Source organism: Dietzia aurantiaca (assembly GCF_021033825.1).
GTDB lineage: Bacteria > Actinomycetota > Actinomycetes > Mycobacteriales > Mycobacteriaceae > Dietzia > Dietzia aurantiaca.
Genome location: NZ_JAIFXZ010000003.1, coordinates 18,765 through 45,218, shown reverse-complemented (window position 1 = coordinate 45,218; position 26,454 = coordinate 18,765). Strand labels below are relative to the sequence as shown.

The window sequence follows — 26,454 nt, the reverse complement described above, 5'->3', positions numbered from 1 at the left end:
GCGCTGTACCGGCGCGGCCCGCGGCGTGTCGAGGACGGCCATCACGCCGTCACCCGGAAGGTGCGGTTGTGCCAGCCGGTGGCGCCGTCGGGGACGGTGGGGCGGCGCTGCTCGGTCTGGACCTCGCCGCGGCCGTCGGTGGCCCGGACGTGCAGCGTGTGCAGGCCGGGTTCGGCGTCCCAGTCGAACGACCACATGCGCCAGGTGTCGAGCGAGTAGGCCGGCGACAGGCGGGCATCGGTCCAGGGTCCGTCGTCGACCCGCACCTCGACCCGGTCGATACCGCGGCGTTGGGCCCATGCCGTTCCGGCGACGACGACGAGGCCGGCCTCGAGCTCCGCCAGCGGGGCCGGTCGGTCGATCCGGCTGGCGGTCCGTATCGGGCCGCGTTCGCCCCAGCCGCGATCGGTCCAGTAGGCGCTCGCCTGGTCGAACCGCGTGACCTCCCAGTCGATCACCCACTTGGTGGCGGAGACGTAGCCGTACAGGCCCGGGACGATCTGGCGGACGGGGTAGCCGTGTTCCAGCGGCAGGGGCTGGCCATTCATGCCGACTGCCAGCAGGGCGTCGCGGCCGTCGGTGAGCGCCTCGAGCGGGGTGCCGGCGGTCCAGCCGTCGACGGAGGTGGACAGCAGCATGTCCGCGCCGGGCAGGGGGCCGGCCTCGGCGAGCAGGTCGGCTATGGGGAAGCCGGTCCAGGCGGCGGTGCCCACCAGGCCACCGCCGACCTCGTTCGACACGCAGGTCAGGGTGACGATCCGCTCCTGTGCCTCGCGGGCGGTCAGGCCGTCCCAGTCAAGTTCGATCTCGCGCTCGACCATCCCGTGGATACGCAGCCGCCAGTCGCGGGCCGTGATCGCGGGGACGCGCAGGGCGGTGTCGATGCGGTAGAACTCGTCGTTTCCGGTAAGGAACGGGGTGACCCCGGGGGCGTCGGGCACGATGCCGGCCGGGACGGCGGGGGCCTTCTGCCGCGGCAGCACGCGTGGCAGGCGCAAGCCGGTGCGTTCGGCCACGACGTCGGCGGCCCGCCGGCCCAGCGCGACACCGGTGGCGCCCGCCGCGGCGATGACGGCGACGGCGGAGCCGGCCAGGATCAGGAAGCGGCGCCGGTCGGGGCCGGTCGTGGCCGATGCCGCGGACTCGGCCGGCGGCGCTGATCCAGTTGATTCGCGGCCCCGATACAGTGCCCCCACCAGCAGGCGCAGGGCCACCACACCGACGATCGCGCCGAGCAGGGTCGGCAGGGCCCAGAGCGGGCTGCCGTTGGGGCGCAGGGCTGCCGCGAGCGCCCCGACCACGCCGAGGACGGCGATCACGGCCGAGCCGATCGGTCGCCGGGGCCGCTCGAGCAGACCCGCCACGATGCCGATGAGCACGAGGATGACGGACAGCCCGATCAGGAGGGCGGGTTTGTCGGCGGTGCCGAGTGTGTCGATGGTCATCTCGCGTACCGGGGCGGGCGCGCGGTCCACCACGGAGTCGGCCACCGCGAGGAAGGGTGAGGCCGCCGTGTCGAAGGCCGCGGCGATCGCGTGTCCGAGCGACAGCGCGACCCCCACCGCGAGGACGCCCGACAGGGCGCGCGCCGCTGCTAAGGGCCGGCGACCCCGGCGGGGGCCCTGCCCGGGCCCCGTTGTGTGAGCCTCTGCTGTGTTCATGTGAGGAGTTCGGAGCGGAACCGCCGACGGACCGGTTCAGAAAAAAGTTCTGCGCCGCACCCATCCGCTACGTCTGCAGTGCCGAACCACCGGTGACCCAGCACACGGAGCCCACCACAGATCACCTACTGGCGATCAGGGCTCGACCGAAAGGACCATCACCATGGGCACCACGATCTCCCGGCGCATCGCTTCCGTCGCCGCCGCCGCTGCTGTGGGCGGGCTCGTCCTGGCCGGCTGCTCCACCGACGACGGCTCGAGCGACGCCGAGGGCACCACCTCGGCCATGACCACCTCGTCCGCGATGTCCTCTTCCTCCGAGACCTCCGCCATGGAGGCCGAGCCCGCGTCGCTCGTGGGTCCCGGCTGCGCCGATTACGCCGAGGCCAACCCGGACGGGCCCGGCTCGGTCGAGGGCATGGCCATGGAGCCGGTCGCCACCGCGGCCTCGAACAACCCGATGCTCACCATGCTGGTGCAGGCCGTCTCGGGCGGCGTGAACCCGGAGGTCGACCTGGTCGACACCCTCAACAGTGGCGAGTACACGGTCTTCGCGCCCGTCGATGACGCGTTCGCGCAGATTGACGACGCGACCATGGAGCAGCTGAAGACCAACCCGGAGATGCTCACCGACATCCTCACCTACCACGTGGTCGAGGGCGAGATGACCCCCGATGAGGTCGTCGGCATGCAGACCACCCTCAACGGCGCCGACGTGGACGTCACGGGCTCGGGCGACGAGCTCATGGTCAACGGCGCGAACGTCATCTGTGGCGGCGTCGAGACCGCCAACGCGACCGTCTACCTCATCGACGAGGTGATGGTCCCCGAGATGTGACCTGACCCGCGGCGGGGACCCTGAATCCCCGTACTCCGCAGACCCGGAGCCCGGGCCGACCACCTCGAGTCGGTCCGGGCTTCGCGGCGTCCGGCGTCGGAACGAGGCTGGTACAGGTCGCCGTCCCAGCCCCAGCCGTCCCCCGGCGCGGTCAGAACCAGTCGTCACGCATGTCGAGCGTGGTGCGGTCGCCGGAGGCGAGCAGGTCGAGCTTGGCGTCGACGATCGGCAATTCGCGGCGCAGGAAGTAGCGGGCGGCCTGGAGCTTGCCGGCGGAGAAGGCGTCGGATCCCTCGGCGGCCTCGTCCACCCGCGAGCCCAGTGCGAGAAGCTGCTCGAGCCACATCCACGCGATCACGATGTGCCCCGTCGCCTCGAGATACTCGGTGGCATCGGCCAGGAACGCCTCCGGATCGCTCGCGCCCACCTCGGCCAACGCGGTGGTCACCTCGATGAGACGGGTGACGCGCGGGCGCAGCAGCGCGGCCAGTTCGGCGAGCTCGGAGCCGGGCCCGTCCGCGGCGGCCCGGTCGCACGTCTCGGTGATCCGCTCGGTCAGCGCGGCCAGCCCGGCGCCACCCCCGGCGAGCACCTTGCGGCCCAACAGATCCTGGCCCTGGATCCCGTGCGTGCCCTCGTGGATCGGGTTCAGGCGGTTGTCCCGGTAGTGCTGCTCCACGTCGTAGTCGATCGTGTATCCGGCCCCGCCGAGCACCTGGATCGCCAGCTCATTGGCCTTCAGGCACCACTGCGACGGCCACGATTTGGCGATCGGCGTGAGGACGTCCAGAACGGTCTTCGCGGCCGCCGCCTCCTCCGGGGAGCCGGACTTCTCGTCGTCGACAAGCCTCGCGCAGTACAGGCCCAACGCCAGCGCGCCCTCCACATACGACTTCTGGGCGAGCAACATCCGCCGCACGTCCGCGTGCCCGGTGAGCATGACCTGCGGCGACGCCGGGTCCGCGCCGGCCGACCGGCCCTGGGGGCGGCCCCGCGCGTAGTCGAGCGACTTGAGGTATCCGGTGTAGCCCAGCGCGGTGGCGCCCAGCCCCACGCCGAGGCGGGCCTCGTTCATCATCGTGAACATCTTCTTGAGCCCGGTGTTCTCCTCACCCACGACGTACCCGACCGCGCCCGCCTGACCGCCGGGCGTGTGCAGGCCCTGGCCCAGGGTGGGGGCGGTGTTGACCGTGCCGCGAAAGCCCATCTTGTGGTTGAGGCCGGTGACGACGACGTCGTTGCGCTCGCCCAGCGAGCCGTCCTCGTCGACCAGGAACTTCGGGACCACGAACAGGCTGATGCCCCGCGTGCCGGCCGGGGACCCGGGGACCTTCGCCAGGACGAGGTGGACGATGTTCTCGGCCATCTGGTGCTCGCCGCCGGAGATCCACATCTTCTGGCCGAACAGGCGGTAGGTGCCGTCGGGCTGCGGCTCGGCGCGCGTGGTGATGTCCGCCAGGTTGGAACCGGCCTGCGGCTCGGACAGGCACATGGTGCCGGTGAAGCGGCCTTCGATCATCGGCCGGACGTAGCGCTCGATCTGTTCCTCGCTGCCGTGCGTTAGCAGCAGGTTGGCGTTGCCGGTGGTGAGCAGGGGGTAGCCGGCGGTGCCGATGTTGGCCGCGTAGAACCAGGCCATGCACGCGAGGTACGCGGTGTAGGGCAGCTGCATGCCGCCCACCTCGGCATCCATGGCGGCGCCCACGAGGTCGGCGTCGGCGAACCGGCGCAGCGCCTCGCCGATCTCGGGGATGAGCTCGACGTCCTCGCCGACGAGCCGGGGCTCGGTGAGGTCGGAGGCCCGATTGTGCGGCGCGAAGTACTTCTCGGCGAGCTCGGCCGACAGGTCCAGCACCGCGTCGATCGTCTCCCGCGAGTGGTCCGCGTACCGCTCGCGCGCGGTCAGCTCGGATACCCGCAGCCAGTCGTGGAGGAGGAAGTCGAGGTCGGCGCGGGACATCAGGTTCGAGGGGCTCATGCCCTGCAGAGTACGTGGGGCGGGCGTGGTCGCAGGCGCACCCGCTGATGCTCGCCGGACCCCGCTCAGAGCGGCACCCCGCGGTCCTCGACGACCGTGCGCATCACCAGCGTCGAGCGCAGGTTCCCGACCCCGGGCAGGCCGGCCAGGTGCTCGTCGTAGAGCTTCTGGAACGCGGCGAGATCGGCAACGAGAATCCGCAGTAGGTAGTCGGGCTCGCCGAACAGTCGCTGCGCCGAGACGACGTCCGGCAGCTCCGCGACCCCCGCCTCGAACGCCGTGAGCGTGGCCTTCTCGCCCGAGCGCATGGTCACAAAGACGAGGGCCTCGAAGTCGAGCCCCACCGCCGACGGGTCGATCACCGCGCGGTATCCGGTGATCGCGCCGGAGGTCTCCAGCGCGCGGAGCCTTCGGTGCGACGACGACACGCTCAACCGCACCCGGTCGGCGATCTCGGCGAGCGTGAGCCGGCCCCGCTCCTGGAGTGCCAAGAGAATATTTCGGTCAATGCGATCCATGCGGGACATTCTCCCGCAGAACAGGCTGATCGGCGAGTAACTCGGGAGCACTTTTCGCAGGAACGCTCATAGCATTTCAGTCATGCCACTCACCTCTGTCGCCGCGTTCTGGGCGGTGTCCATGCTGTTCGTGCTGACGCCCGGGGCGGACTGGGCGTACGCGATCTCCTCCGGCCTGCGGAACCGCTCCGTGGTGCCCGCGATCAGCGGAATGCTGTCCGGGCACCTGGCAGCGACCATCGTGGTGGCCGCGGGCCTGGGCCTCCTGCTCACCGGGGACCCGATGATCCTGGGTGTGCTCACGGTGGTCGGCGCGCTCTACATCGGTTGGCTGGGCATCGGGATGCTGCGTGAGCCGGGCCGGAACGAGTTGGGCGGTGGTGTTCTCGATCGCGGGCTCGACCCCGGCGCGCCGGGAATGGTCGGAGCCGCCGACACTCACACCGGCGCGGCCCCCGCTGCCGGCTCCACCTCCAGCGGCGGGCAGTTCGCGCGCGGCGTGGGCGTGAGTCTGCTCAATCCCAAGGTGATCCTGCTGCTCGGGGCACTGCTGCCGCCGTTCGCCGCCCCGGACGCGGCTCTGCCTATGCCGGCCCAGATGATGGTCCTGGGCTCGGTGCATCTGGCCGGCTGCGCGGTGGTCTACTTCGCCGTGGGGCTGCTGGCCGCCCGGTACCTGAGCGGGCGGCCGTCCGCGGCGGCGACCGTGACCCGGCTGTCCGGCGTGGCGCTCACGGTCGTGGCCGCGGCGCTGCTGGTGCGTCAGGCGGCCGGCTGGATGTGACGGCGGGGCCGGGCATGCGCGGGCGTCGGGCGCCGGGCGCGTCAGTGTTTGCCGGTCGCGGCCGCGAACTTGCGGCCCATGTCGAGCATGGTCTTGGCGTAGACCGCCGGGAGCAGCCGCTTGCCGCGGTAGTTCTTGCGGGCGTCGGGGTCGGGGAGGATGAGGAACTCGCCCGCGTCGAGCGCGAGCATGACCTCGGCGGCGATCTGGTCGGCGTCGAGCTTCGCGCGGGTGATGAGCTTGGAGGCGAACCCGGCCGCGGCGGGGGCGGAGGAGTTGAGGCTCGAGGCCAGGTTGGTGCGGAAGAACGACGGGCAGATCACCGAGACGTCCACGCCGAACGGCTCGAGCTCCCAGCGCAGGCTCTCCGAGATCGCCACGACGGCCGCCTTGACCGCGGTGTACGAGCTCATCGTGGGCGGATGCACCAGCCCGGCCAGCGAGGCGGTGTTGACCACGCGGCCGCGGCCCTGCTTCTTGAGCATCGGCACGAAGGTGCGGCAGCCGCGGGCCACGCCCAGCAGATTGATGTCGGTGATGAGGCGCCAGTCGTCCTCGGTGAGCATCTCGATCCGGCCGCCCTGCGCGATCCCGGCGTTGTTCACCAGCACGTCGAGGCCACCCCAGATCTCATCGATCTCGTCGCGCGCGGCCTGCCACTCGTCCTCCGAGCGTACGTCGAGACGCAGGTAGCGGGCGTCCTCGGGGATGGACGCGGGCCGGGAGTCGGCGGGCGCCAGATCGGCGATCATCACCCGGTCGCCGCGCTCGAGAAACGCTGTGGCCAGCGCCAGGCCCAGGCCCGAGGCGCCGCCGGTGATCAGCACCCGCCGGTTGGTGTCGGCAGGGGACGGGGTCGACACGAAAGGCAGTCGGGACAGGCGGCGGGCCGCGGCATCGGGGAGGGGCAGGTCGCTCAGGCGCATGAGCCGAAACTACCCGTTCCCGTCGCTCGGCCCCCTGACTGCGCTCGGCTCACCGCTGCTCGACCCGACGACACCGGGCCCAGGGTCGGCGGGCCACCGGCCACCGAACCGACGGCCCCGCCTACCTGCGCTCAGCCGGCGGCCAGCGGCGCGGGCTGGCCGGCGGAGGTGAGGAAGTTCGCCGCCATCGACACCGCCGGCCCGGAGGAATCTGCGCCCTCGATGAGCACCGCCACCGCGATGTCGCCGGTCGAGCCCACGAACCAGCCGTGGGACGGCCCGTTGCCGACCTCCGCGGTTCCGGTCTTGCCGCCGAGCCCCGGCACCGAGTTGGCGGCCGTGGCCGTGCCGGTCTGCACTGTCTGCACCATGTAGCGCCGGAGGGTATCGACGACGGTTTGCGGCAGCGGCTCCGGCGAATCGTTGGCCACCGCCGGCATCCCGGAGATGAGCTCCGGCAGGATCATCCGGCCGTTGTTGGCCAGCGACGCGGTCATCACCGCCATGCCGAACGGGCTGGCCAGCACCTCGCCCTGCCCGATCGCCGCCTCCACGCGGCCCGGACCGCGCTCGGTCACGGGCACGGAGCCGGTGTAGTTGTTCAGGCCCGGGACGAAGAAGCCCACCCCCAGGCCCAGCTGTGCGGCGGTGTTCTTCATCGCCTCCGGCTCGAGCCGGTCACTGATCACCGCCTGGCTGGTGTTGCACGAGCGCGCGAACGCCGTCTCCAGCGGCACGTCGCCGAGCGCGAAGTCGTCGTTATTGGGGATCGTGCGCCCCGACACGGTGATCTGCGCCGGACACGGCACGATCTCCTCCGGGCCCACCACCCCGGACTCGAGAGCGGCGCCCGTGGTGACCACCTTGAACGTGGAGCCGGGCGGGAAGCGACCCTCCAGTGAGACCGGCCCCTGCTGATCAGCGGCCGAGTTCTGCGCCACTGCGAGGATGCCGCCGGTGGACGGCTGGATCGCCACGATCGACGCCGCCTGACCGGAGCCGTCCACCGCGGACTGCGCGGCCTGCTGCATCGAGATCTGCAGCGTGGAGGTCAGATCGTCCACCTGGCCCGCCGGCGCCCCGCCCAGCTCGATCGGCTCGGCATCCGGGTTGACGATATCCGCCGACCAGCCGCCGGAGGCCTGTAGCGCCTCGATCCACGCGTTGGAAAGACCGTTCAGCGCCGGCGAGCTCAACTCGCGGTCGGTGCGGATGAGATCTCCCCGCTCGGGCAGCGTCACCCCCGGCACGGCGGCCAGCTGCTCACGGATCGGGTCGATATCGCTCGGCCGCAGCCCCACCACCTGGTACGGCTGGTCGCCTGCTTCTGCCATACCGTCGCGGATCGACTGCCCGGTGATCGTCGGCGCCGCGCTGCCCACCAGCTGCGCCACCGCGTCCGCGCTCGCGGCGGCGTCCGGGGCGAGCGTCACGGCCGTGACCGGGGTCCACTGCATGAGCGGCGCGCCCGTGCGGTCGAGGATGTCGGTGTCGTAGTCCATCAGTTCGGCGTACTCCAGATACCCGCCCGCGACGAGACGGGAATCCAGGATCGTGGGCTCCCACTGCACCTTCCACTGGTCGTCCACCTTGACGGTGCCCGCCTGTCCCGAGGTGGTCACCGAGCGAGATCCGGCCTCGCTGCCGGTGTCCGTGGGGCTGGGGGTGGCCTCGTCGTCGCCCTCGGCGCCGTCGTCGTCACCGTCCCCCAGATCCCACGTGAACTCCACGGCCACAGGGTCGCGGTCGGGGCGCCGGTCGCCGTCGGGGGTGTCGGCCGACAGCGCGGGGTAACCCATGCCGGCGACGCTCGCGGTGAGGGCTTCCTCCGCGGCCGCCGGTTCGGTGGTCATAGCCGCCGCCCCGGCGAGGTCGCCGCGCTCGAGGACCGAGAGGAACTCCTGCAGCTCGTCCGCGCCGGTGTCGCCGGTCAGCGCCGCGCACCCGGAACCCACCATGACGACGGCGAGGGCGGCAGCCGCGAGGCCGGCGGCGGGGCGGGTACGGTGACGTGTGTGCGGACGGGCGGTCGAGGGCGTCATCACTCCACGAAACCAGAATCTGCCCGCCGCCGCTTCCGGGATCGCGGCCGCGGGCGTCCAGCAACTTCACAGGAGACCTCCAGCCGGCGTACGGGAAGCGGCCCTACCGTCAGGTCATCGCCGAAGAGAAGGACTGTGATGACACGCCACGACGACCGCCCCGACCAGCATGAACACGACCTGGGCCTGCGCCACGACATGGCCGTCCTGTCGCGACGCAGCGCCCTGAGGGGACTGTTCGGCGCGGCCGGACTGGCGACGCTCGGGTTGGCGGGCTGCGCTGCCACGGACACCGGCTCGACCGGGACGACCGCGGCCGCGGGGAGCACGGCGGCGACCACCGGCGCCGCGACCGACGCCGCCGACTGCGTTGCCGCCGCGCCCGGCGAGACCGCCGGCCCCTACCCGGGTGACGGGTCCAACGGCCCCAACGTCCTGGTCGAATCCGGAGTCCACCGCAGCGACATCACCACGAGTTTCGGCACCATGAGCGGCACCGCCGAGGGGGTACCTATGACGGTGACCATGAGCCTGCAGGACCTCACGCAGTCGTGTGCGCCCGGCGCCGGCATGGCCGTCTACCTGTGGCAGTGCGACCGGGAGGGCAGGTACTCCCTCTACAGCGACGGCGTGACGGACCAGAACTACCTGCGCGGTGTCCAGACCGCCGACGCCGACGGGCGCGTGACGTTCACCTCGATCTTCCCGGGCTGCTACGCGGGACGTTGGCCGCATCTGCATTTCGAGGTGTACGACACGCTCGCCGCGGCGGTCGCCGGGGAGAACGCCCGGTTGACCTCGCAGATCGCGCTGCCGCAGGACGTGTCCGAGGCCGTGTACGCGGCGGACTCCGGGTACTCGGCCTCGGTCGCCAATCTGTCGCGGGTGAGCCTGGAGACCGACGGCATCTTCAGCGACGGCTGGGATGCGCAGCTGCCCACCGTCACCGGCGACCCGCGGGCCGGGTATTCGCTCGACATCGCGATCGGCGTGGCGTCGGCGGAGGAGAACGCGGCGAGCGGTGGCGGGCCGGGCGGCGCAGGCGGGCCCGGCGGTGGTCCGGGCGGCGGCGGTCCGATGGGTGCCCCGCCCGAGGGCATGAGCCCGCCTGAGGGGATGGCCCCGCCCGAGGGCATGAGCCCGCCCGGCGGCCAGCGCACACCGGCCTGATCAGGCGAGAGGATTCGGGCACACTCATGACCATGACCGCAGCCACGGACGCCCAGGGCGCCGCCGTCCGCGTGCTCGTCTGCGACGACGAACCGGGAATCGTCGAACTGCTCCAGGTCAGTCTGACGTTCCAGGGATTCGAGGTGGCCACCGCCGACACGGGCACGAGGGCGATCGACGTCGCCCGCACGTTCCGCCCCGACGTGGTGGTGCTCGACGTCATGATGCCGGGGATGGACGGGTTCGACGCCCTGGCCCGGCTCCGCGCGGACGGCTCCACGGCCCCCGTGCTCTTCCTCACGGCCAAGGACGAGGTCGCCGACCGCGTGCGGGGGTTGACGATCGGCGGCGACGACTACGTGACCAAACCGTTCAGCCTCGAGGAGGTGATCGCCCGGATCCGGGTGCTCGCGCGCCGGGGCGCGGCACCCCGCGACGAGCCTGCGGCCGATCATCGGATCGCCTTCGCGGACATCGAGCTCCACGACGATTCCCACGAGGTGTTCAAAGCCGGTGAGGCGGTCGCGCTCTCGCCCACGGAGTTCGCGCTGCTGCGCTACTTCATGGTCAACGCGGGCGTCGTGCTGTCCAAGGCGAGGATTCTCGACCACGTGTGGGACTACGACTTCGGAGGGGACGCCAACGTCGTCGAGTCCTACGTGAGCTACCTGCGCCGCAAGGTCGACACCGGCCCGGTCAAGTACCTCCACACCCTGCGCGGGGTCGGATACGTGATGCGCGAGCCCCGATGATGCGGGGCAGGATCGAGCGCATCCCGCTGCGGGTCGTCCTCGTGGTGACGATGGTCCTGCTGGTGCTGGCGGGCCTGGTGGCATCGGGCGCGGCGGTGGCGGTGACCATGCGCGCGCAGCTGATCGACCGCGTCGACGCACAGTTGATGGACGCGGCGGGCGGATGGGCGCACCGCCCGCCGGGCGCTCCCGGCGTGCCGCCCGGCCAGACCGCTGGCCCGGGCTCCGACACCGACACCGACACCGGCTCCGGCCCACCGTCCCGGGGCGCACCGCCGAGCCGCTTCTACGTGGAGGAGCGGTCCGCGTCCGGCTCGGTGGTGCTGTCGGTTGACGAGACGGGCGAGCGCCCCGAGGTCCCTGCGAGTCCTGCCACCGGCACCCCGATCACGGTCACCGGTACCGGCGACGGGGACTGGCGGGTGGTGGTCCTGCCGTCGTCGGAGGGGACGACGATCGTCGGGCTGCCCATGGACCGCGAGGTGGAACAGACCGTCGCGCTCCTCATCACGGTCTCCGCCGTGGTGGGGGCCGCGGTCCTGCTCGTCGTGGGGGCGGCGGGGTGGTCGCTGGTCACCCGCGCGCTCCGGCCACTGGACGAGGTCCGCTCGGCGGCCGGCCAGATCGCCGCCGGGGATCTCCAGCGGCGTCTGCCGCCGCGGCCCCGCGGCACCGAGGTCGGCGATCTCACGGCCAGTCTCGACGAGATGGTCGACTCGCTGCGCGGGGCCCTGGCCGCGAGCGGCGAGTCGGAGGCGGCGGCGCGCGCGGCGGAGTCGATCGCGCGCGCCTCGGAGGAACGCACCCGACGGTTCGCCGCCGACGCGAGCCACGAGCTGCGCACCCCGCTCACGTCGATCCGCGGGTTCGCGGAACTGCACCGGATGGGCGCCCTCCCGGACTCCGACGCCGCCCTGACGAAGATCGAGGCCGAATCACTCCGGATGTCCCGGATCGTCGAGGACCTGCTCACCCTCGCGCACCTCGACGCCGAGCGGCCGCTCGACCACGCGCCCGTAGACGTGGCCGAGGTCGTCTGCGACGTGGTCGATGCCGCCGGCGCCACCGACCCGTTGCGGGAGATCGACCTGCAGGTCGCGGGGGTGCCGGTGGTCACGGGTGACGCGGGCCGGCTCCACCAGGTGGTGACCAACCTCGTCGTCAACGCCCTGCGTCACACCCCGCCCGAGGCTCACGTGAGGGTGGCCGTCGCCCACGAGCGGAACGAGGCGGTGATCACGGTCCGCGACGACGGCCCCGGGATGGCGCCCGAGGACGCCGCGCGGGCGTTCGAGCGCTTCCACCGGGCCGACGACTCGCGCACGCGCACGCGGGGCGGCGGCAGCGGGCTCGGGCTGAGCATCGTCGACGAGCTGGTCCGCGCGCACGGCGGCACCGTCGAGCTCGACACCGCCCCCGGCGCCGGTGTCGTCGTCACCGTCCGGCTCCCCGCGGACTGATGCGGGTCCGCTGGCGCATCGCGGTGGCGCGCCACGTCACGGCCCGTACGCTCGGCCGATATGACCGGCGCCCGCCCCGACCCGACGCCCGACCCGAGGCCGCGTGCGACCCCCGTCGCGCCGGCACGCAGCACGCCCACCCCGGGCGTGTCCGCCGCGCCGGTCCCCGTCGACCGCACCGGCGGGTCACCCCTGACCGCCGGTCTGGCGCGCGTGCTCGACGACCTCGTCCGCATCCCCGGCACCCGCTACCGCGTGGGGGTGGACCCGGTGATCGGGTTCGTGCCCGGCGTCGGCGACGCGGTGGGCACGGTGGTGGCGGCGGTCGTCATGGTCGAGGCTGTGCGTAACCGGGTGCCGGTCCGGATCCTGTTCCGCATCGGCTGGAACTACCTGGTCGACGCGGTGCTGGGCACGGTCCCGTTCGTCGGCGACGTGGCTGACGTCGCGCACAAGGCCACCTCCAAGAACCTGCGACTGGTCAACCAGACGATCGCCGACGGTCGCACGATAGACACCACCGCCCGCGGCTATCTGCTGCGGGCGGTGGGTGCGGTGGGGCTGATGCTGCTGGTGTTGATCGGGATGGCCGGGCTGGCGCTGTGGGGCCTGCTGAAGTTGATCGGGCTGTTCTGAGCCGGACCGGACCGAGCCAAACCGAACCGGACCAGGCCCGGCCCCGCGCCTAACCGGAGGTTGCCGGGAGGAGGCGGCGGACCACGTCGTCGAGGGTGACGACGCCGCGCACCTCGGAGACGTGGGTGCCCGGGTGATCGCCGGACTGTTCGACGACGACGAGATGCGCCCGCGAATCACGCATCCGGCGGAAGGCTTCCGCGACGGACAGATCGAACTCCAGTGACAGGCACGGCCGCATGAGTTCACGGGCGGTGGCGGCCCCGGTGACATCGATCGAGTCCCGCGCGTGCACCACGCCGACCGCGGTATCGTCTTCCAGCACCAGCAGGCGGAGGTGGCCCGTCCGGCGGGCGGTCTCGCGGATCTCCTCGGGGCTCGCGTCGACGGAGACCGACGACATCTCGGACTCCGTGGCCGGGGTGTCGGCATCGCGCTCGCCGAGCAGGTCACCCATGGTGAGCTCCTGGAGCTCGAGGGCACTGAGCAGCTGGCGCTGGCGGGACTCGTCGAGCGTCCCGGCCTCACCCGAGTGACGCACCAGCTCGCGCAGCGAATCGGCGTCCTGCCCGGACGAGACCTCGTCCCTCGCGTCCACACCGAGCTTGTGCAGGATCGCGTTGGCGGTGTTGTTGAGCAGGAGCAGCAGCGGGCGCGTGAGCCAGAGGAACCCGCGCATCGGCAGCGCCAGCAGGGTGGCCGAGTACTCCGGGTGCGCGATGGACCACGACTTGGGCGCCATCTCACCCACCACCAGGTGCAGGAACGTGACGATGATCAGCGCGAGGATGAACGCGATGACGTCCGCCGTCCACAGGGGCAGGCCCCAGCCGGAGAACACCGGCGTGAGCCAGTGGTGGACGGCCGGCTTGGTGATCGAACCCAGGGCCAGGGCACACAGGGTGATGCCGAGCTGCGCGCCCGCCAGCAACAGGGTCAGCTCGGAGGCGTTCCGCAGCGCGGCGCGCGCGGCGACGCTGGTGGCGGCCGCGTCCTCGAGACGGTGGCGGCGCGCGGAGATCAACGAGAACTCCACGGCCACGAAGAACGCCGAGGCCACGATCAGCAGGACGGTCGCGGCCAGCACGACCAGCGGGTTGTTCATGGCCCCCGACGGTGCCTCGGCGGCGAGCAGGGTGACGGTCTCGGTGTTCATCGGGTGGCCTCCTCGACCGCCACGTACAGCTGGGAGGGCACTCGACGCTCGATCTGCCGGACCTCGGTGTGCAGGATCCGCGAGCGCGACAGCTCCTCGAACACGTCGGTGTCGGGCAGGTCCACGTCCACGCGGTCGCCGATCGCGGGCAGGTCGCCGGAGGTCTCGATCACGAGGCCACCCAGGGTCTCGGCGTCGGTGTCCGGCAGCGTGATGTCGAGCAGGCGCTCCACCTCGTCGAGATGGGTGTCGCCGCTGACCAGCCAGCCGTCACCCTCTCCGACGGGGATGCCCGCCGCGGCCTGGGGGTCGTGCTCGTCGACGATCTCGCCGACGATCTCCTCGGCCATGTCCTCCATGGTGACGACCCCGGCGAAGCCGCCGTACTCGTCCACCACGACGGCCATCTCCGAGCCCGCGTCACCGAGCCGGTTCGCGACCTCCGGCAGCGGCAGGGAGGTGGGCACGACGATCGGTGCCCGCATCAGCTCGGACACCTGGATCAGGGTCGTGTCCCTGTCGTCGGAGACGATGAGCAGGTCGTGCAGGTCGACGACGCCGATCACGTCGTCCGAATCCTCGCCGACCACCGGATAGCGGGTGTGGCCCTTCGCCATCTTCGACAGCACGTCGCACACGGTGTCCTCCCCGCGGACCACGTCGGTGCGCGAGCGCGGGACCATCGCGTGCTCGGCGGGCTGGCCGGGGAAGTCGAGCATGCGGTCGAGCAGTCGACTGAGCTCGGGGGAGAGCTCGCCGGCCTCGCCGGACTCGGCGACGATGTGCTCGAGGTCGCGGGCGGTGGCCGAGTGCTCCTTGTCGTGGACCGGCTCGATGCCGACCAGCCTGAGCAGGGCCTCGGAGGCCTTGTCGAACAGGCCGATGAGCCAGCCGAAGACGGCCAGGTAGATCGAGGTGGACCGCGCCAGCCAGCGGGAGACCGGCTCCGGCTTGGCGATCGCCAGGTTCTTGGGCACCAGCTCGCCGAAGATCATCTGGACCACTGTCGAGAACAGCAGTGCCAGGACGGTACCCACCACCACGCCGACGGCCTGCGGCACGGAGGCGAGGCCGAGGAGCTCGCCGAGGGCCCGCCCGATGAGGGGTTCGGCCACATAACCCACGACCAGGGTGGTGACGGTGATGCCGAGCTGGGCGCCCGACAGCATGAACGAGGTGCGTCGGGTGACGCCGAGGACGCGTTCGGCGACAGGGTCGCCCTTCTCGACGGCGGCGCCCATGCGGGAGCGGTCTACCGCCATGAACGCGAATTCCTGGGCTACGAAGTAGCCCGTCAGCGCGGTGATCGCCAGGACCACGACGACGCCGATCAGTAGTGAGAGCGCGATGCTCATCCGGTGTGCCCCCTTCCGTGAAGGGGGCGGATAGATCGGGCCGGGGTGTCGGCTCGGGTCACTGGAGGTGCTCCTGCGCGTTCTGCTCGGGGTGCCCCGAGTGGGTGTACTCGGGCTGGGTAACCGATTGTCCCGCTCGCCGGTGGGAATGTCGACTCCCACCCTGTCGGGCGTGGCGAATAGCACGGGTTTGTCACCTGCCGCTGTCAGGAGTATCACTGTCTGACATGACAACTCGGAATCCCGAGGTGGCTCTCGCCGATTCGGACCGTAGGTTCTTCGGCCATCCACTCGGTCTGGCCAACCTCTCAGGCATCGAGCTGTGGGAGCGCTTCAGCTTCTACGGCATGCAGGGCCTGCTGGCGTACTACATCTACTACGCGGTCGGCGAGGGCGGTCTGGGCTTCTCCGAGCAGATCGCCACCTCCATCGTCGGTGCGTACGGCGGTCTCGTCTACGCCTCCGCGATCCTCGGCGGCTGGGTCTCCGACCGGCTCTTCGGCGCGGAGCGCACGCTCTTCGGTTCTGCCGTGTTGATCATGCTGGGGCACATGTCCCTGGCGTTGATCCCCGATGCCATCGGACTCGGCATCGGTCTGGTGTTTGTCGGCGTCGGCGCCGGCACGCTCAAGGCCACCACCTCGACCGTCGTCGGCGACATGTACCGCCGGACCGACGACCGCCGGGACGCCGCGTTCTCGATCTACTACATGGCCGTCAACATCGGTGGCCTGCTCGGCCCGCTGGTCACCGGCGCGCTGTGGGACACCCACGGTTTCCACTGGGGCTTCGGTGCGGCCGCGGTCGGTATGGCGATCGGACTGATCCAGTACGTCGCCATGCGTGGCTCCACTCTCAGGGGCATCGGCGTGGAGGTTCCGGATCCACTGCCCCGCGCGCTGCGTGTCCGTTACCTGGGTGTCGGCGTTGTCGTCGTCGTCCTCATCGTGGCGGCCATCGCCACCGGCCTCGTCCCGCTGGAGTGGCTGGCCAACATCGTCACCGCGATCGCCGCAGTCGGCGCCGTGGTCCTGTTCGCGATCCTCATCGGCAGCTCCAAGACGCAGGCCGACGAGCGTCGCCGCGTGATCTCGTTCATCCCGATGTTCCTCGCCTCGGTGATGTTCTGGGCGCTGTTCCAGCAGCAGTTCACCGTGATCGCCATCTACTCGGACCAGCGGCTGGACCGCAACATCGGCGGCTGGGAGTTCCCCGCCAGCTGGGTGCAGTCCATCAACCCGCTGTTCATCATCATCTTCGCGGCCGTCTTCGCCGCGATGTGGGTCAAGCTCGGCAAGCGCCAGCCGTCCACGCCGATGAAGTTCGCGTTGGCCAACCTCATCATGGGTGCGGCCTACCTGGTGTTCCTGTTCTTCGTGGGCAGCACCGCCACACCGTTGCTGGCGATCGTCGGCATCCTGTTCCTGTTCACGATGGCCGAGCTGCTGCTCTCGCCGGTGGGGCAGTCGCTGGCGACCAAGCTCGCCCCGGAGGCGTTCAAGACGCAGATGGTGGCGCTGTTCTTCCTCACCGTGTCCATCGGCAGCGCGCTGTCCGGTGTGTTGGCGGGCTACTACGATCCCAGCGACGCCGGCGCCGAGCGCTTCTACTTCCTCACCCTGGGGATCGCCTCGATCGTGGTGGCCGTGATGATCGCGCTGCTGGCCCCGTGGATAAAGAAGAACATGATGGGCGTCCGCTGATCGGCTGACCTACGCGGGGCCAGGGTCGGCGGCGGCCGATCAGGCAGGCCCGGCCGATGCCACGGCCCAGCCCCGGCCGCCGGCTCGGCCCGCCGCCGGGGCCGCGCCCGATTTTGTCGACCTCACTGCGATTATTTCGGGTGGATTTCGCAGTGGCGCTCGGTGTCAACCTCTTTTGAACTTTTGTTAGTTCTACGCGGCGAGTAGTTGTTCGACTGTGCTCGTTGCGGCGGGTGCTTTCCGTGCGGTGATGGCCAGGCGGGTGTGCTCTGGCGGTGCGGGCACAACTGGTGCCCTACTGAATCGGATGGGCTTGTTCCGGAAAGCCTGCTCGGCGGCTGCTTGCCGGCGCTCGTGTACGTCACGCCAGGTTCCGGAGAAGACCTGGTCAGGGGTGTATCCGTTCAGCCCGGAATGCCGGTGGGCGCTGTTGTAGAACTCGATGAACTCATCGCACCAGCGGGCTGCATCGTGGACGTCGTCGAACAGTTGTGGGTACCGGCGGTGGTACTTGACGGTGGAGAACCAGGACTCGATGTGGGGGTTGTCGTTACTGACCGCGGGCCGAGATAGCGATTGGGTGACGCCACGTTTTCCTAGCAGGTTTTTCATCTTGTTGGAGGTCATTGCCGCGCCGTTGTCGGAGTGCACGACCCTGGTGCGTCCGCCGAGGGAGTCGAGCACGTTGCCCATCCATTTCGCGGCCACGATGTGGTCCTCACGCGGTTGCACGGTGTGGCCTACGATCTTGCGGCTGAACAGGTCGATTACCGCGTACAGGGCGAACGACTGTCCCCGGTATTGCCCAGGCAAGACTGTGATATCCCAGCACAGCACCTGCCCAGGGCCTGTGCCCCGCAGGTCCGGGGCCGGACGCCGAGCCGAATCCGGGGTGCCCGCCCGGCGCTGCCTCCGGCACGACGATCGCTCGATCGCCCGGGCGACGCGGTGGAACGTGGCCAGGCTGACGAACCCGCCTTCGCCGGAATCCAGGCTCAGGTAATAGACCTGCTCGACCGGCACCCCCTCATTGGCATTGAGCTGGTCGATGACCCATGACCGCTCCTGGTCGGTGATAGCCGAAGGCTGGCGCCGGTCACGGTGCGCAACCGGCTCGGCCACGCCCGGCCGGGGATTGCGCCGGTAATGCAGCGCCGACTTGGCCAAACCGATCAACGCCATCGCGGCAGTCTTGGTCGTGCCCGCGGCGGTGAGCTCGGCCAGTAGTCGATCCTCGGCAGCGACGAGCTCGTCGAACCGGGCCTGCTGCTGCTCGGTTAGTCGTTTTCCGCCTTGTCGGGTTCGACGCCATGTGAGTGCATGACGCCGATAGCTTTTCCCAGCGCATCAGCCACCTTCCTGGAGCGGTCGATCTCACCTTCGAGCTCGCCGATCTGGGAATCACGCTCGGCGAGCAAGCGCTTGAGCCGCTCGATCTCAGAGATGTCCTTGTGCGTCATACGACCAGACTGGCGCGGGATCTTGCCGGAGTCGAGGTCCCCGTCGGTGAACGCAGCCCGCCACCGGTACATCTGGTCTTTCCCGATCTCATGCTTGTCCAGGTACGCCCGTTTCGTCCCATGCTTGGCCTGCGTGTACGCCAACACGTGTTCTCGGATCTGATCCGGCGTAAACCGTCGAGGTTCGACCGTCACGCTCATTGACATCAACTCCCTGATCCCGGTTCACAACCATCCTGCCGCTCAGGGGGCGCCAACAAGGTTCGCAGTGATGCCGACCAAGTGGGATCTGGCGCCCGGCGCCGGGCCCAGACGACCGCCCGGGCCGGGCCCAGACGCAAGAATCCGCTGCCTCCCGAGGGGGCAGCGGATTCTTTACTTCGAGGCGGGCGGCGGGCGGCGGGCGGCTGACGGCCGGCCAGGCGGGCGGCGGCAAGGCGGGCCGCAGTCAATCGGCGGAGCCGGTCTGCCAGACGTCCCACGGCACGGACCAGTCGCCGTTCTTCCACTGCTCGAGATCCGGACCCTGCGTGCCACGGATCTCCACCACGTCGCCGGTGGTGGCCTGGTCGAAGTACCACTCGGCATCGGCCGACGACAGGTTGAGGCAGCCGTGCGAGGTGTTGGTGTTGCCCTGCGCCCACACGGTCGCGGGCATGGCGTGGAAGTAGATGCCGTTGTTGGAGATGCGGACACCGTGCGCGACGGTCGTGCGGTAGCCGGCCGACAGCGGGAGCCCGTAGGTGGTGGAGTCCATGAGCACCGAGCTGGCCTTGTCGAGCACCGTGTAGGTGCCGGGCTGGGTCCAGAAGTGCATGGTCACGTCGCCGTAGGTGGCCCAGCCGCCCTTGCCCATCGACGTGGGCATTGTCTTGATCAGCTCCTGGCCGTGGTACACCGAGACCGTCTTGGTGGCGTCGTCGGCGATCGTGACCCGGCGCTCGCCGATCGAGAAGTCCACCGCGGCGTCGTCCGCGCCCCACTGGCCGCCGCCGAGGTTGCGGCCCTCCAGGTCGAGGTCCACCTCCACCTCGGTGCCGGTCGCGTAGTAGTCCTTCGGGCGCCAGTGCGCGGTCGAGTCGTCGAGCCAGAACCAGTTGCCCTCGACCTCGGGGGTGGTGCTGACGTGCATGTACTTCTCGGCCTCGTCGCGATCCGAGACGGGCTGGTCGAACGTGGCGGCCACAACGATGCCCACGCCGTACTCGCGCCCCGACTCCAGCGGGGCGCCGCCCGTCGTGACGAGGTCGACTCCCACGGTCGACTGCGGGTTGGCCATGGTGAACGACCGCGTGTCCGTCCTCGGGCCGCCGGTCTCGCCGTTGTAGGTGGTCTCGAGCGTGTAGGTGCGGCCGTACCCGAGCGGGATGTCGGGCCGCCACTCGGTGCCGTCCGCCGAGATCGTGCCGTCGATCCGGTTGCCGGAGTCGTTGGTGAGAACGACCTCGGTGATGGTGCCGTCCTCCACCGCTGCGGACACGCCGTCCCTAATGGCGACGTCCGTCGCGCCGTCCGCGGGGGTCACCGTGAGCTCGGCAGGCCGCGGCGACTGCGAGGTCTCGGACGGGGTGGTCTCGCCTGCGGAGCCGGTGGGCACGGGGACCGTGCACCCGGAGATGACGAGGACCAGGGTGGCCAGCCCGGCGAGAAGGGCGAGCGGAACCAGGGTCCCCGGGCGTGTGGGACTGCCTGACCGGGACATGGACATGCGTTACTCCGAATGCGACTGCGCGAGATCGGCCGGTGAGTACCGGCTTACATCCGACATGATGCCTGCCGGGTACGACACGGGACGAGCTGGAAACGGGCCCGACGGCGTGTCGTTGCGCAGTTGTGACCGGACGGAGTGAGAAGCGCTCACATGGTGTGACGTGAGTCTCATGCATCTGCTGGTCGCGCCCGCGATCGGGCGGGTAGAACGGAGGCCATGGGTATCGAGCTTCCAGTGACCATCGTCGGCGGCCACGGCAAGGTGGCCCTGCGCGCCGCCCGGATCTTGTCGGAGGCGGGAGCCGAGGTGTATTCGGTGATCCGCAACCCCGATCACGCCGAGGACGTGCGTGCGGCCGGCGCCACCCCCGTGGTGGCGGACGTCGAGAAGCTCGACGACGACGAGTTTCGTGAAGTCCTGCGCGGCAGCGGCTCGGTGGTCTGGTCCGCCGGCGCCGGCGGCGGCAACCCGGAGCGGACGTACGCGGTGGATCGCGATGCCGCCATCCGCTCGATGGACGCCTGCGTGGCGGAGGGTGTCGAGCGCTACGTGATGGTGTCCTACGACGGGGCGGGCCCGGACCACGGGGTGCCCGAGGACAACTCGTTCTTCCCGTACGCCGAGGCCAAGGCGGCGGCGGACGCGCACCTGCGTGAGACGGATCTGAAGTGGACGATTCTCGGCCCGGGCGCGCTCACCGACGAGCCCGGCGGCGAGTCGATCGGTGTGGGCGACGACAAGAGCGAGGACCGCAAGACCAGCCGGGACGTCGTGGCGGACGTGATCGCGGCGGTGCTGCGCAGGCCGGACACAATCGGGCGGACGATCGACTTCTCCGACGGTGACACCCCGATCGGGGAGGCCCTCACCAGGGAGTGAGCCCGTGCCCGGGTTCGGGCCCGCGACGACCGCCCGACCCCGGTGCGCGTGAACGTATAGACCAGCGCGCCGCGGGGCTCTACTGTTTTCGTGGCCAGTAGCGCACACACGTGGGGAGCCGTCCGAGATGATCCGTGCCCGTGGACTCCGACAGACCTTCCACAGCCGTAGGGGCCGCGAGAAGGTGGAGGTGCACGCCGTCGCCGGGGTGGACATCGACGTCGCGGACGGCGAGGTCGTCGGGTTCCTCGGCCCGAACGGTGCGGGCAAGACCACTACGCTTCGCATGCTCACGACCCTCCTGCGGCCGACCGCCGGGGAGGCGACCGTCGCCGGGTATGACGTGGTGACCCAGTCGGCCGAGGTCCGCAGGCGGATCGGGTACGTCTCACAGGTCGGCTCCACCGGTTCCGAACCCCGCGCCGGTGAGGAGGTCGTGGACCACGCCATGCTCTACGGCATGAGCCGGGCCGACGCGACGGTCCAGGCCCGGAAGCTGTTCGAGGAGCTCGAGCTGGACGGGCTGTGGGACCGGAAGTGCTCGAAGATGTCCGGCGGGCAGCGCAGGCGACTGGATGTGGTGATGGGTCTGGTGCACTCGCCGTCGCTGGTGTTCCTCGACGAGCCCACCACCGGGCTGGATCCGCAGGCGCGTGCCAATCTCTGGCAGCACATCCGCGGGCTGCGGGAGCGCCGCGGCGCGACCGTCTTCCTCACCACCCACTACCTGGACGAGGCGGATGCGCTGAGCGACCGGATCGTGATCATCGACCACGGGGAGATCGTGGCCGAGGACACCGCCGAGAACCTCAAGCGCCAGGTCTCCGGAGACCTCGTGGAGGTGGAGGTGGCGGATCCCGCCCGCGCCGCCGACGCGGCGGGCGTGCTCGACCGCGCCGTGCGGGACCGCGCGAATGTCTCCGGTCGGGCGGTGAACGACGTCGTCGTCGACTCCACCCGACTGACCGCGCGCATCGACCGCGCGGCGCTGGCGCTCCCCGACATCGTGCGCGAGATGGACTCCGCCGGCATCGCGCTGGTGTCCGTCGACGTCACCCGCCCCACGCTCGACGACGTGTTCCTCGACCTCACCGGCCGCTCGCTCCGCGACAGCTGACCGACGCCCTCCGCTCTCCGCCCGTCCAGGAGTCCCCAGTGTCCTTCTTCCGCGAATCGACCATCATCTTCCGTCGACAGCTGCGCATGAACCTGCGTAACCCGGCGTGGGTGCTCATCGGGATCATGCAGCCGGTTCTGTACCTCCTGCTGTTCGCGCCGCTGCTCACCCCGCTCACCGAGCAGTTCGGCGCCACCAACGCCTACACGTTCTTCGTCCCCGGCCTGCTGGTCCAGCTGGGGATCTTCGGTGCCCTGTTCGCCGGCTTCGGGCTCATCGCCGAGTGGCGCGAGGGCGTGGTCGAGGCCGAACGCGTGACCCCGGCCAGTCGCACCGCGCTGCTGTTCGGCCGGGTCATGCGCGACATCCTGCAGCTGCTCGTGCAGGCACTGATCCTGGTGGGGCTCGGCTATGCCATGGGGATGGAGGCGCCGATCCGGGGCGTCGTCCTGGGCATCGGGCTCACCGTGCTCACCGGCGCGGCCGGCGCCGCCGCCTCCAATGCGCTCGCGCTGACCTCCAAGAGCGAGCAGGTCATGGCGCCGCTGACCAACATGCTCATGATGCCCATCATGTTGCTGTCCGGGATCCTCCTGCCCATGACGCTCGGCCCGGCCTGGCTCCAGCGGGTCTCGGATCTCATCCCCTTCCGCTACATCGTCGACACGGCGCGGTCCGCCTTCGCCGGGACCTTCGTCGCCTCCACGATGCTGTGGGGGATCGGGTGGGCCCTGGTGTTGTTCGCGGCGGCCATCTGGTGGGGCACCCGCGTGTTCCGGCGGGAGAACGCCTGACGTCCGGTTCGCCGCCTGACACCCGGTTCGCAGCCGCCTCGCGCGGGCCCGGCGGGCCGAGGCACGGTTTCCGTCCGTCGCCGCCGGGGTTATCCTCCACAGGTGAAGATCCTGGTGGGCGGCTCGTGGATCACAGTGATCTGCGCCTTCCTCACGGCACTGTGGAGCGTTCCGCAGTTTCTGCTCGCGGGGACGGTGACGCTCAGCACGCATCCGCTGTTTCCGGTGTTGTTCCTGTTCCCCGCACAGATCGGCGTGCCGGTGAGTCTGCTCATCGCGATGAACTCGGTGCTCATGGTCGGCCGCGGGCGCCTCATCTCGCTCCCGCGCGCACTCATGGGCGGCGGACAGATCCTCACCGTGACGCTGTTGTTCCTCTGCGCTCTACTCCTGCTGCTGCCCACGGCGTTCGGGCGGGAGTTCATCGTGATGGCGTTGGCGTTCCAGATCGGGCAGGTGGTCGTGGCGCTGGGGCTGGTCCTGTACCTGTGGCGGAGGCGGAAGCAGGGCCGCCGCCGTGACGTGGAGCAGGCGCGGTGAACGCGATCCGCTGACCGGGGGCGCCCCGACTCCCTGACATGTGTCCAGGCGACTGACACTATGGACCGCATGCGTGCCATCCACATCTCCAGCCATGACGGACCCGCCGCCCTCGAGGTGGTCGACATCCCCGAACCCGACGCGGGGGAGGGGCAGGTCGTCATCGACGTCCACGCCTCGGGCGTGACCTTCCCGGAGGTCCTGCAGACCCGCGGCAGGTACCAGATGTCGCCGCCGCTGCCGTTCGTGCCGGGCTCGGAGATCGCGGGCGTGGTCCGCTCGGCGCCCGAGGGCTCGGGCCTGTCCGCCGGCGACCGCGTGTGCGCCTTCCCCGGCCTCGGCGGCTTCGCCGAGGTGGTCGCCACCGACCCGTCACAGGTGTTCCCGCTGCCCGACAGCCTCAGCTTCGCGCAGGGCGCGTCGGTGCCGATGAACGTGCTGACCGTGCATTTCGCGCTCGCCCACCGCGGCCGACTGCAGGCCGGGGAGACGGTGCTCGTGCACGGGGCCGGGGGCGGGATCGGGATCGCCGCCACCCAGTTCGCCACCGCGATGGGTGCGCGCGTGATCGCCGTGGCCTCCACCGAGGAGAAGCGGGACCTGGCGCAGCAGGCGGGCGCGTCGGAGGCCATTGCGCCCGAGGGCTTCAAGGACGCGGTGAAGGAGCTCACCGGCGGGAAGGGCGTCGACGTCGTCGTCGACCCCGTGGGCGGTGACAGGTTCACCGACTCGATCCGCGCCCTGGGCCAGGAGGGCCGAATCCTCGTCATCGGGTTCACCGGCGGCGAGATCCCCACCGTCAAGGTCAACCGCCTGCTGCTGGGCAACAAGAGCGCCGTGGGCGTGGGCTGGGGAGAGTACTGGATGAGCAACCCCGGCTACCTGCAGAAGCAGTGGGCCGAGGTGCAGCCGCTGCTGGCCGCGGGCAAGCTCGACCCGCTCGTCGGAATGGAGTTCCCGCTGGAGCAGGCCACCGACGCGCTCGAGCTCATGGACGGCCGCGGCGCAGTCGGCAAGATCGTCCTCACCCACGGTCGCTGAGGCGGCGCGCCACCGCTTCACCGCGCTGACCTGGGGTGCCCTGCTCGGGCCGGGCAGGGCACCCCAGGTCAGAGGGGGAAATCCCGGTGGCCGGTTCCCCGCGCGCGCCGACCGCGTCAGCCCTTGAGCGCCTGCAGCCGGCGGCCGGCCTCGTCGAGCACCTCGGGCCGCTTGCAGAACGCGAACCGCACCAGGTGCGACCACTCGCCGGCGAAGCGGTCGGTGAACGGCGCGAACGGCACCGCCGCCACCCCGATCCTCCCCGGAAGGTCGAGGCACCAGGCCGCCGCGTCGGTCACCCCGAGCGGGCGGGGATCGGCGGTCAGGAAGTAGGTGCCCTGCCCGACGACGAGATCGAACCCGACGCCCGAGAGGACCTCCACGAGCTGATCGCGTCGTTCCTGCATGCCGTCACGCAGCGAGTCGATCCACTGCTGCTCGTGCTGAAGCGCGTGGGCGACCCCCAGCTGCAACGGCGTGGCGCCGGTGAAACTCATATACTGCTTCGCGGCGCGCACCCCCGCGACCAGGTCCGCGGGCCCGGTGACCCAGCCGACCTTCCAGCCGGTGCAGTTGAGCATCTTGCCCGCGCTGGAGATGCGCAGCGTCCGCTCGGCCATCCCCGGCAGCGTCGAGATGGACACGTGCTCGATGCCGTCGAAGGTGAGGTGCTCATACACCTCGTCCGAGATCGCGATCGCGTCGAACTCGAGGCACAGTGCCGCGATCTGCTCCAGGTCCTCGCGCGGCAGGACGGCCCCGGTGGGATTGTGCGGCGTGTTCACCAGCACGGCCCTCGTCCGCGGGGAGAACGCGGCCCGCAGCGAGTCCACGTCGAGCCGAAAGCGGCCGTCCTTCAGGACCATCCGGGCCGGGCGACGGGTGGCGCCGGCCATCGCGATGGTCGCCGCATAGGAGTCGTAGTACGGCTCGATCACGACCACCTCGTCGTCGGACTCCACCAGGCCCACCACCGCACCGGCGATCGCCTCGGTCGCGCCGACCGTCACCAGCACCTCGGTGTCGGGGTCGCGCACCAGGCCGGTGCCAGAGCGCTCCAGTTCGGCGATCGCCTGGCGCAACTCCGTCACGCCCGCCCCCGGCGGGTACTGGTTGTGGCCCTCGCGCATCGCCCGCGCCGCCGCCTCGATCATCGATGTGGGGCCGTCGGTGTCGGGAAAGCCCTGGCCGAGGTTGATCGCATCGTGCCTGGTGGCGAGCTGCGACACCTCGGCGAAGATGGTGGTGGAATGCGGGGCGAGTCTGCGGACCGTCATGGGGGCAGCCTAGGGCCGTCGCCGGAGTTTCCTACCACGCGGGGACGGATACCATGGCCTCATGACCGACTCCCCCGCCGCTACGTCCGCCACCAGGGTCGGGCCGTGCACCCAGCGCCGCACGGTCCTCATGGCACTTCCCGGGATCGTGCTCCTGCCGGGCATCGCCTCCGCGTGTGGCATGACCCCCACGCCCGAACCGGCCTCGACGGTGCAGCAGACCACGACCGTCCCCTCCACGACCATCGACGCCGCCGAGATCCCGGTTGGCACGGCCAAGCAGTTCAAGGCAGGCGACGAGAACGTGATCGTCGCGCAGCCGGCCGAGGGCGAGTTCGTGGCCTACTCCTCGCGCTGCACCCACCAGGGTGGGAACGTGCAGGTTATCGAGGGGATGACGCTGCGGTGCCCGCTGCACGGCGCCGAGTACGACGCCACCGACGGCCGCAATACCCTCGCGCCCGCGCCGCGGCCGTTGGACGCCATCCCGGTCGCGGTGTCCGGCGACAAGCTGACGCTGGGCTGACGCGCAGCCTCACCCCCGCCCCGCCGCGCCCCGCCGCCGCACGGCCCATCGAGAAGAGTGTTTCGCACACATCGGTCGAGTGAAATCGCCCGAAACCCTCTTTTCGATGAGTCCGTTGCGCCCAGCGCCG

General features: G+C 70.6%; 24 protein-coding genes. 13 read left to right on the top strand and 11 right to left on the bottom strand.

Going from position 1 to position 26,454, the window contains the following annotated elements; genetic code table 11:
* Positions 1 to 41 precede the first annotated feature (41 nt).
* A complete protein-coding gene (locus K3888_RS04965; RefSeq protein WP_230929141.1) occupies positions 42 to 1,661 on the bottom strand; it encodes a molybdopterin-dependent oxidoreductase in 1,620 nt (539 codons plus the stop codon).
* 163 nt (positions 1,662 to 1,824) lie between these two features.
* Here K3888_RS04965 and K3888_RS04960 point away from each other — a divergent pair, with 163 nt between their 5' ends.
* Positions 1,825 to 2,499: a fasciclin domain-containing protein gene (locus K3888_RS04960; RefSeq protein ID WP_230929140.1), complete on the top strand. Its 675-nt coding sequence runs from the start codon at positions 1,825 to 1,827 to the stop codon at positions 2,497 to 2,499.
* A gap of 151 nt (positions 2,500 to 2,650) precedes the next feature.
* On the opposite strand, the gene K3888_RS04955 is transcribed toward K3888_RS04960, so the two are convergent.
* Both K3888_RS04955 and K3888_RS04950 read right to left on the bottom strand, forming a co-directional pair.
* Positions 2,651 to 4,477, bottom strand: a complete 1,827-nt coding sequence (locus K3888_RS04955) for an acyl-CoA dehydrogenase (protein WP_230929139.1) — start codon at positions 4,475 to 4,477, stop codon at positions 2,651 to 2,653.
* A gap of 65 nt (positions 4,478 to 4,542) precedes the next feature.
* Positions 4,543 to 4,995, bottom strand: coding sequence for an Lrp/AsnC family transcriptional regulator (locus tag K3888_RS04950; RefSeq protein WP_230929138.1), 453 nt, complete (start codon positions 4,993 to 4,995; stop codon positions 4,543 to 4,545).
* An 82-nt stretch (positions 4,996 to 5,077) separates the two neighbouring features.
* Between K3888_RS04950 and K3888_RS04945 the strand changes: the two genes are divergently transcribed.
* Positions 5,078 to 5,779 (top strand): LysE family translocator, encoded by a 702-nt coding sequence (locus tag K3888_RS04945; protein ID WP_230929137.1) that lies wholly within the window; start codon positions 5,078 to 5,080, stop codon positions 5,777 to 5,779.
* Between the two features lie 41 nt (positions 5,780 to 5,820).
* Here K3888_RS04945 and K3888_RS04940 read toward each other — a convergent pair whose 3' ends face one another.
* Both K3888_RS04940 and K3888_RS04935 read right to left on the bottom strand, forming a co-directional pair.
* Positions 5,821 to 6,705: an SDR family NAD(P)-dependent oxidoreductase gene (locus K3888_RS04940; RefSeq protein ID WP_230929136.1), complete on the bottom strand. Its 885-nt coding sequence runs from the start codon at positions 6,703 to 6,705 to the stop codon at positions 5,821 to 5,823.
* Positions 6,706 to 6,836: 131 nt separating this feature from the next.
* A complete protein-coding gene (locus K3888_RS04935) occupies positions 6,837 to 8,747 on the bottom strand; it encodes a penicillin-binding transpeptidase domain-containing protein (RefSeq protein WP_230929135.1) in 1,911 nt (636 codons plus the stop codon).
* 138 nt (positions 8,748 to 8,885) lie between these two features.
* On the opposite strand from K3888_RS04935, the gene K3888_RS04930 reads away from it, so the two are divergent.
* From K3888_RS04930 to K3888_RS04915, 4 genes are read left to right on the top strand one after another with little or no spacing between them, the layout of a single operon-like run.
* Entirely contained in the window at positions 8,886 to 9,917 is a 1,032-nt protein-coding gene (locus K3888_RS04930) for an intradiol ring-cleavage dioxygenase (protein WP_230929134.1), read from the top strand.
* A 32-nt stretch (positions 9,918 to 9,949) separates the two neighbouring features.
* Entirely contained in the window at positions 9,950 to 10,669 is a 720-nt protein-coding gene (locus K3888_RS04925; protein WP_230929133.1) for a response regulator transcription factor, read from the top strand.
* The gene (locus tag K3888_RS04920; protein ID WP_230929132.1) at positions 10,666 to 12,129 is read left to right on the top strand and encodes a sensor histidine kinase; all 1,464 of its coding nucleotides are present in this window, start codon (positions 10,666 to 10,668) and stop codon (positions 12,127 to 12,129) included. The genes K3888_RS04925 and K3888_RS04920 overlap by 4 nt, the downstream gene beginning before the upstream one ends.
* A gap of 60 nt (positions 12,130 to 12,189) precedes the next feature.
* Positions 12,190 to 12,765 (top strand): DUF4112 domain-containing protein, encoded by a 576-nt coding sequence (locus tag K3888_RS04915; RefSeq protein ID WP_230929131.1) that lies wholly within the window; start codon positions 12,190 to 12,192, stop codon positions 12,763 to 12,765.
* A gap of 49 nt (positions 12,766 to 12,814) precedes the next feature.
* On the opposite strand, the gene K3888_RS04910 is transcribed toward K3888_RS04915, so the two are convergent.
* A complete protein-coding gene (locus tag K3888_RS04910; protein ID WP_230929403.1) occupies positions 12,815 to 13,870 on the bottom strand; it encodes a CNNM domain-containing protein in 1,056 nt (351 codons plus the stop codon).
* A gap of 47 nt (positions 13,871 to 13,917) precedes the next feature.
* Positions 13,918 to 15,276, bottom strand: coding sequence for a hemolysin family protein (locus tag K3888_RS04905; protein ID WP_230929130.1), 1,359 nt, complete (start codon positions 15,274 to 15,276; stop codon positions 13,918 to 13,920).
* Between the two features lie 227 nt (positions 15,277 to 15,503).
* Between K3888_RS04905 and K3888_RS04900 the strand changes: the two genes are divergently transcribed.
* Positions 15,504 to 16,979, top strand: coding sequence for a peptide MFS transporter (locus K3888_RS04900; RefSeq protein WP_230929129.1), 1,476 nt, complete (start codon positions 15,504 to 15,506; stop codon positions 16,977 to 16,979).
* Between the two features lie 192 nt (positions 16,980 to 17,171).
* On the opposite strand, the gene K3888_RS04895 is transcribed toward K3888_RS04900, so the two are convergent.
* The 3 genes from K3888_RS04895 to K3888_RS04885 all read right to left on the bottom strand — a co-directional run bounded on the left by K3888_RS04895 (position 17,172) and on the right by K3888_RS04885 (position 20,147).
* The gene (locus tag K3888_RS04895) at positions 17,172 to 18,161 is read right to left on the bottom strand and encodes a DDE-type integrase/transposase/recombinase (RefSeq protein ID WP_230929128.1); all 990 of its coding nucleotides are present in this window, start codon (positions 18,159 to 18,161) and stop codon (positions 17,172 to 17,174) included.
* A gap of 95 nt (positions 18,162 to 18,256) precedes the next feature.
* Positions 18,257 to 18,640: a helix-turn-helix domain-containing protein gene (locus K3888_RS04890; RefSeq protein WP_206473968.1), complete on the bottom strand. Its 384-nt coding sequence runs from the start codon at positions 18,638 to 18,640 to the stop codon at positions 18,257 to 18,259.
* Positions 18,641 to 18,887: 247 nt separating this feature from the next.
* The gene (locus tag K3888_RS04885) at positions 18,888 to 20,147 is read right to left on the bottom strand and encodes a L,D-transpeptidase (protein ID WP_230929127.1); all 1,260 of its coding nucleotides are present in this window, start codon (positions 20,145 to 20,147) and stop codon (positions 18,888 to 18,890) included.
* A 219-nt stretch (positions 20,148 to 20,366) separates the two neighbouring features.
* On the opposite strand from K3888_RS04885, the gene K3888_RS04880 reads away from it, so the two are divergent.
* The 5 genes from K3888_RS04880 (at position 20,367) to K3888_RS04860 (ending at position 24,521) form a co-directional block, all read left to right on the top strand.
* The gene (locus K3888_RS04880) at positions 20,367 to 21,029 is read left to right on the top strand and encodes an SDR family oxidoreductase (protein ID WP_230929126.1); all 663 of its coding nucleotides are present in this window, start codon (positions 20,367 to 20,369) and stop codon (positions 21,027 to 21,029) included.
* A gap of 127 nt (positions 21,030 to 21,156) precedes the next feature.
* On the top strand, positions 21,157 to 22,146 hold the full coding sequence (locus K3888_RS04875; protein ID WP_230929125.1) for an ATP-binding cassette domain-containing protein: 990 nt from the start codon (positions 21,157 to 21,159) through the stop codon (positions 22,144 to 22,146).
* Between the two features lie 38 nt (positions 22,147 to 22,184).
* Positions 22,185 to 22,940 (top strand): ABC transporter permease, encoded by a 756-nt coding sequence (locus K3888_RS04870; protein WP_230929124.1) that lies wholly within the window; start codon positions 22,185 to 22,187, stop codon positions 22,938 to 22,940.
* 102 nt (positions 22,941 to 23,042) lie between these two features.
* Positions 23,043 to 23,480, top strand: coding sequence for a hypothetical protein (locus tag K3888_RS04865; protein WP_230929123.1), 438 nt, complete (start codon positions 23,043 to 23,045; stop codon positions 23,478 to 23,480).
* Positions 23,481 to 23,549: 69 nt separating this feature from the next.
* Positions 23,550 to 24,521, top strand: coding sequence for an NADPH:quinone oxidoreductase family protein (locus K3888_RS04860; protein WP_230929122.1), 972 nt, complete (start codon positions 23,550 to 23,552; stop codon positions 24,519 to 24,521).
* 116 nt (positions 24,522 to 24,637) lie between these two features.
* Here K3888_RS04860 and K3888_RS04855 read toward each other — a convergent pair whose 3' ends face one another.
* Complete coding sequence (locus tag K3888_RS04855; RefSeq protein ID WP_230929121.1) at positions 24,638 to 25,798, bottom strand: pyridoxal phosphate-dependent aminotransferase; 1,161 nt, start codon at positions 25,796 to 25,798, stop codon at positions 24,638 to 24,640.
* A 61-nt stretch (positions 25,799 to 25,859) separates the two neighbouring features.
* Here K3888_RS04855 and K3888_RS04850 point away from each other — a divergent pair, with 61 nt between their 5' ends.
* On the top strand, positions 25,860 to 26,324 hold the full coding sequence (locus K3888_RS04850; RefSeq protein WP_230929120.1) for a Rieske (2Fe-2S) protein: 465 nt from the start codon (positions 25,860 to 25,862) through the stop codon (positions 26,322 to 26,324).
* The last annotated feature ends 130 nt before the right edge of the window (positions 26,325 to 26,454 follow it).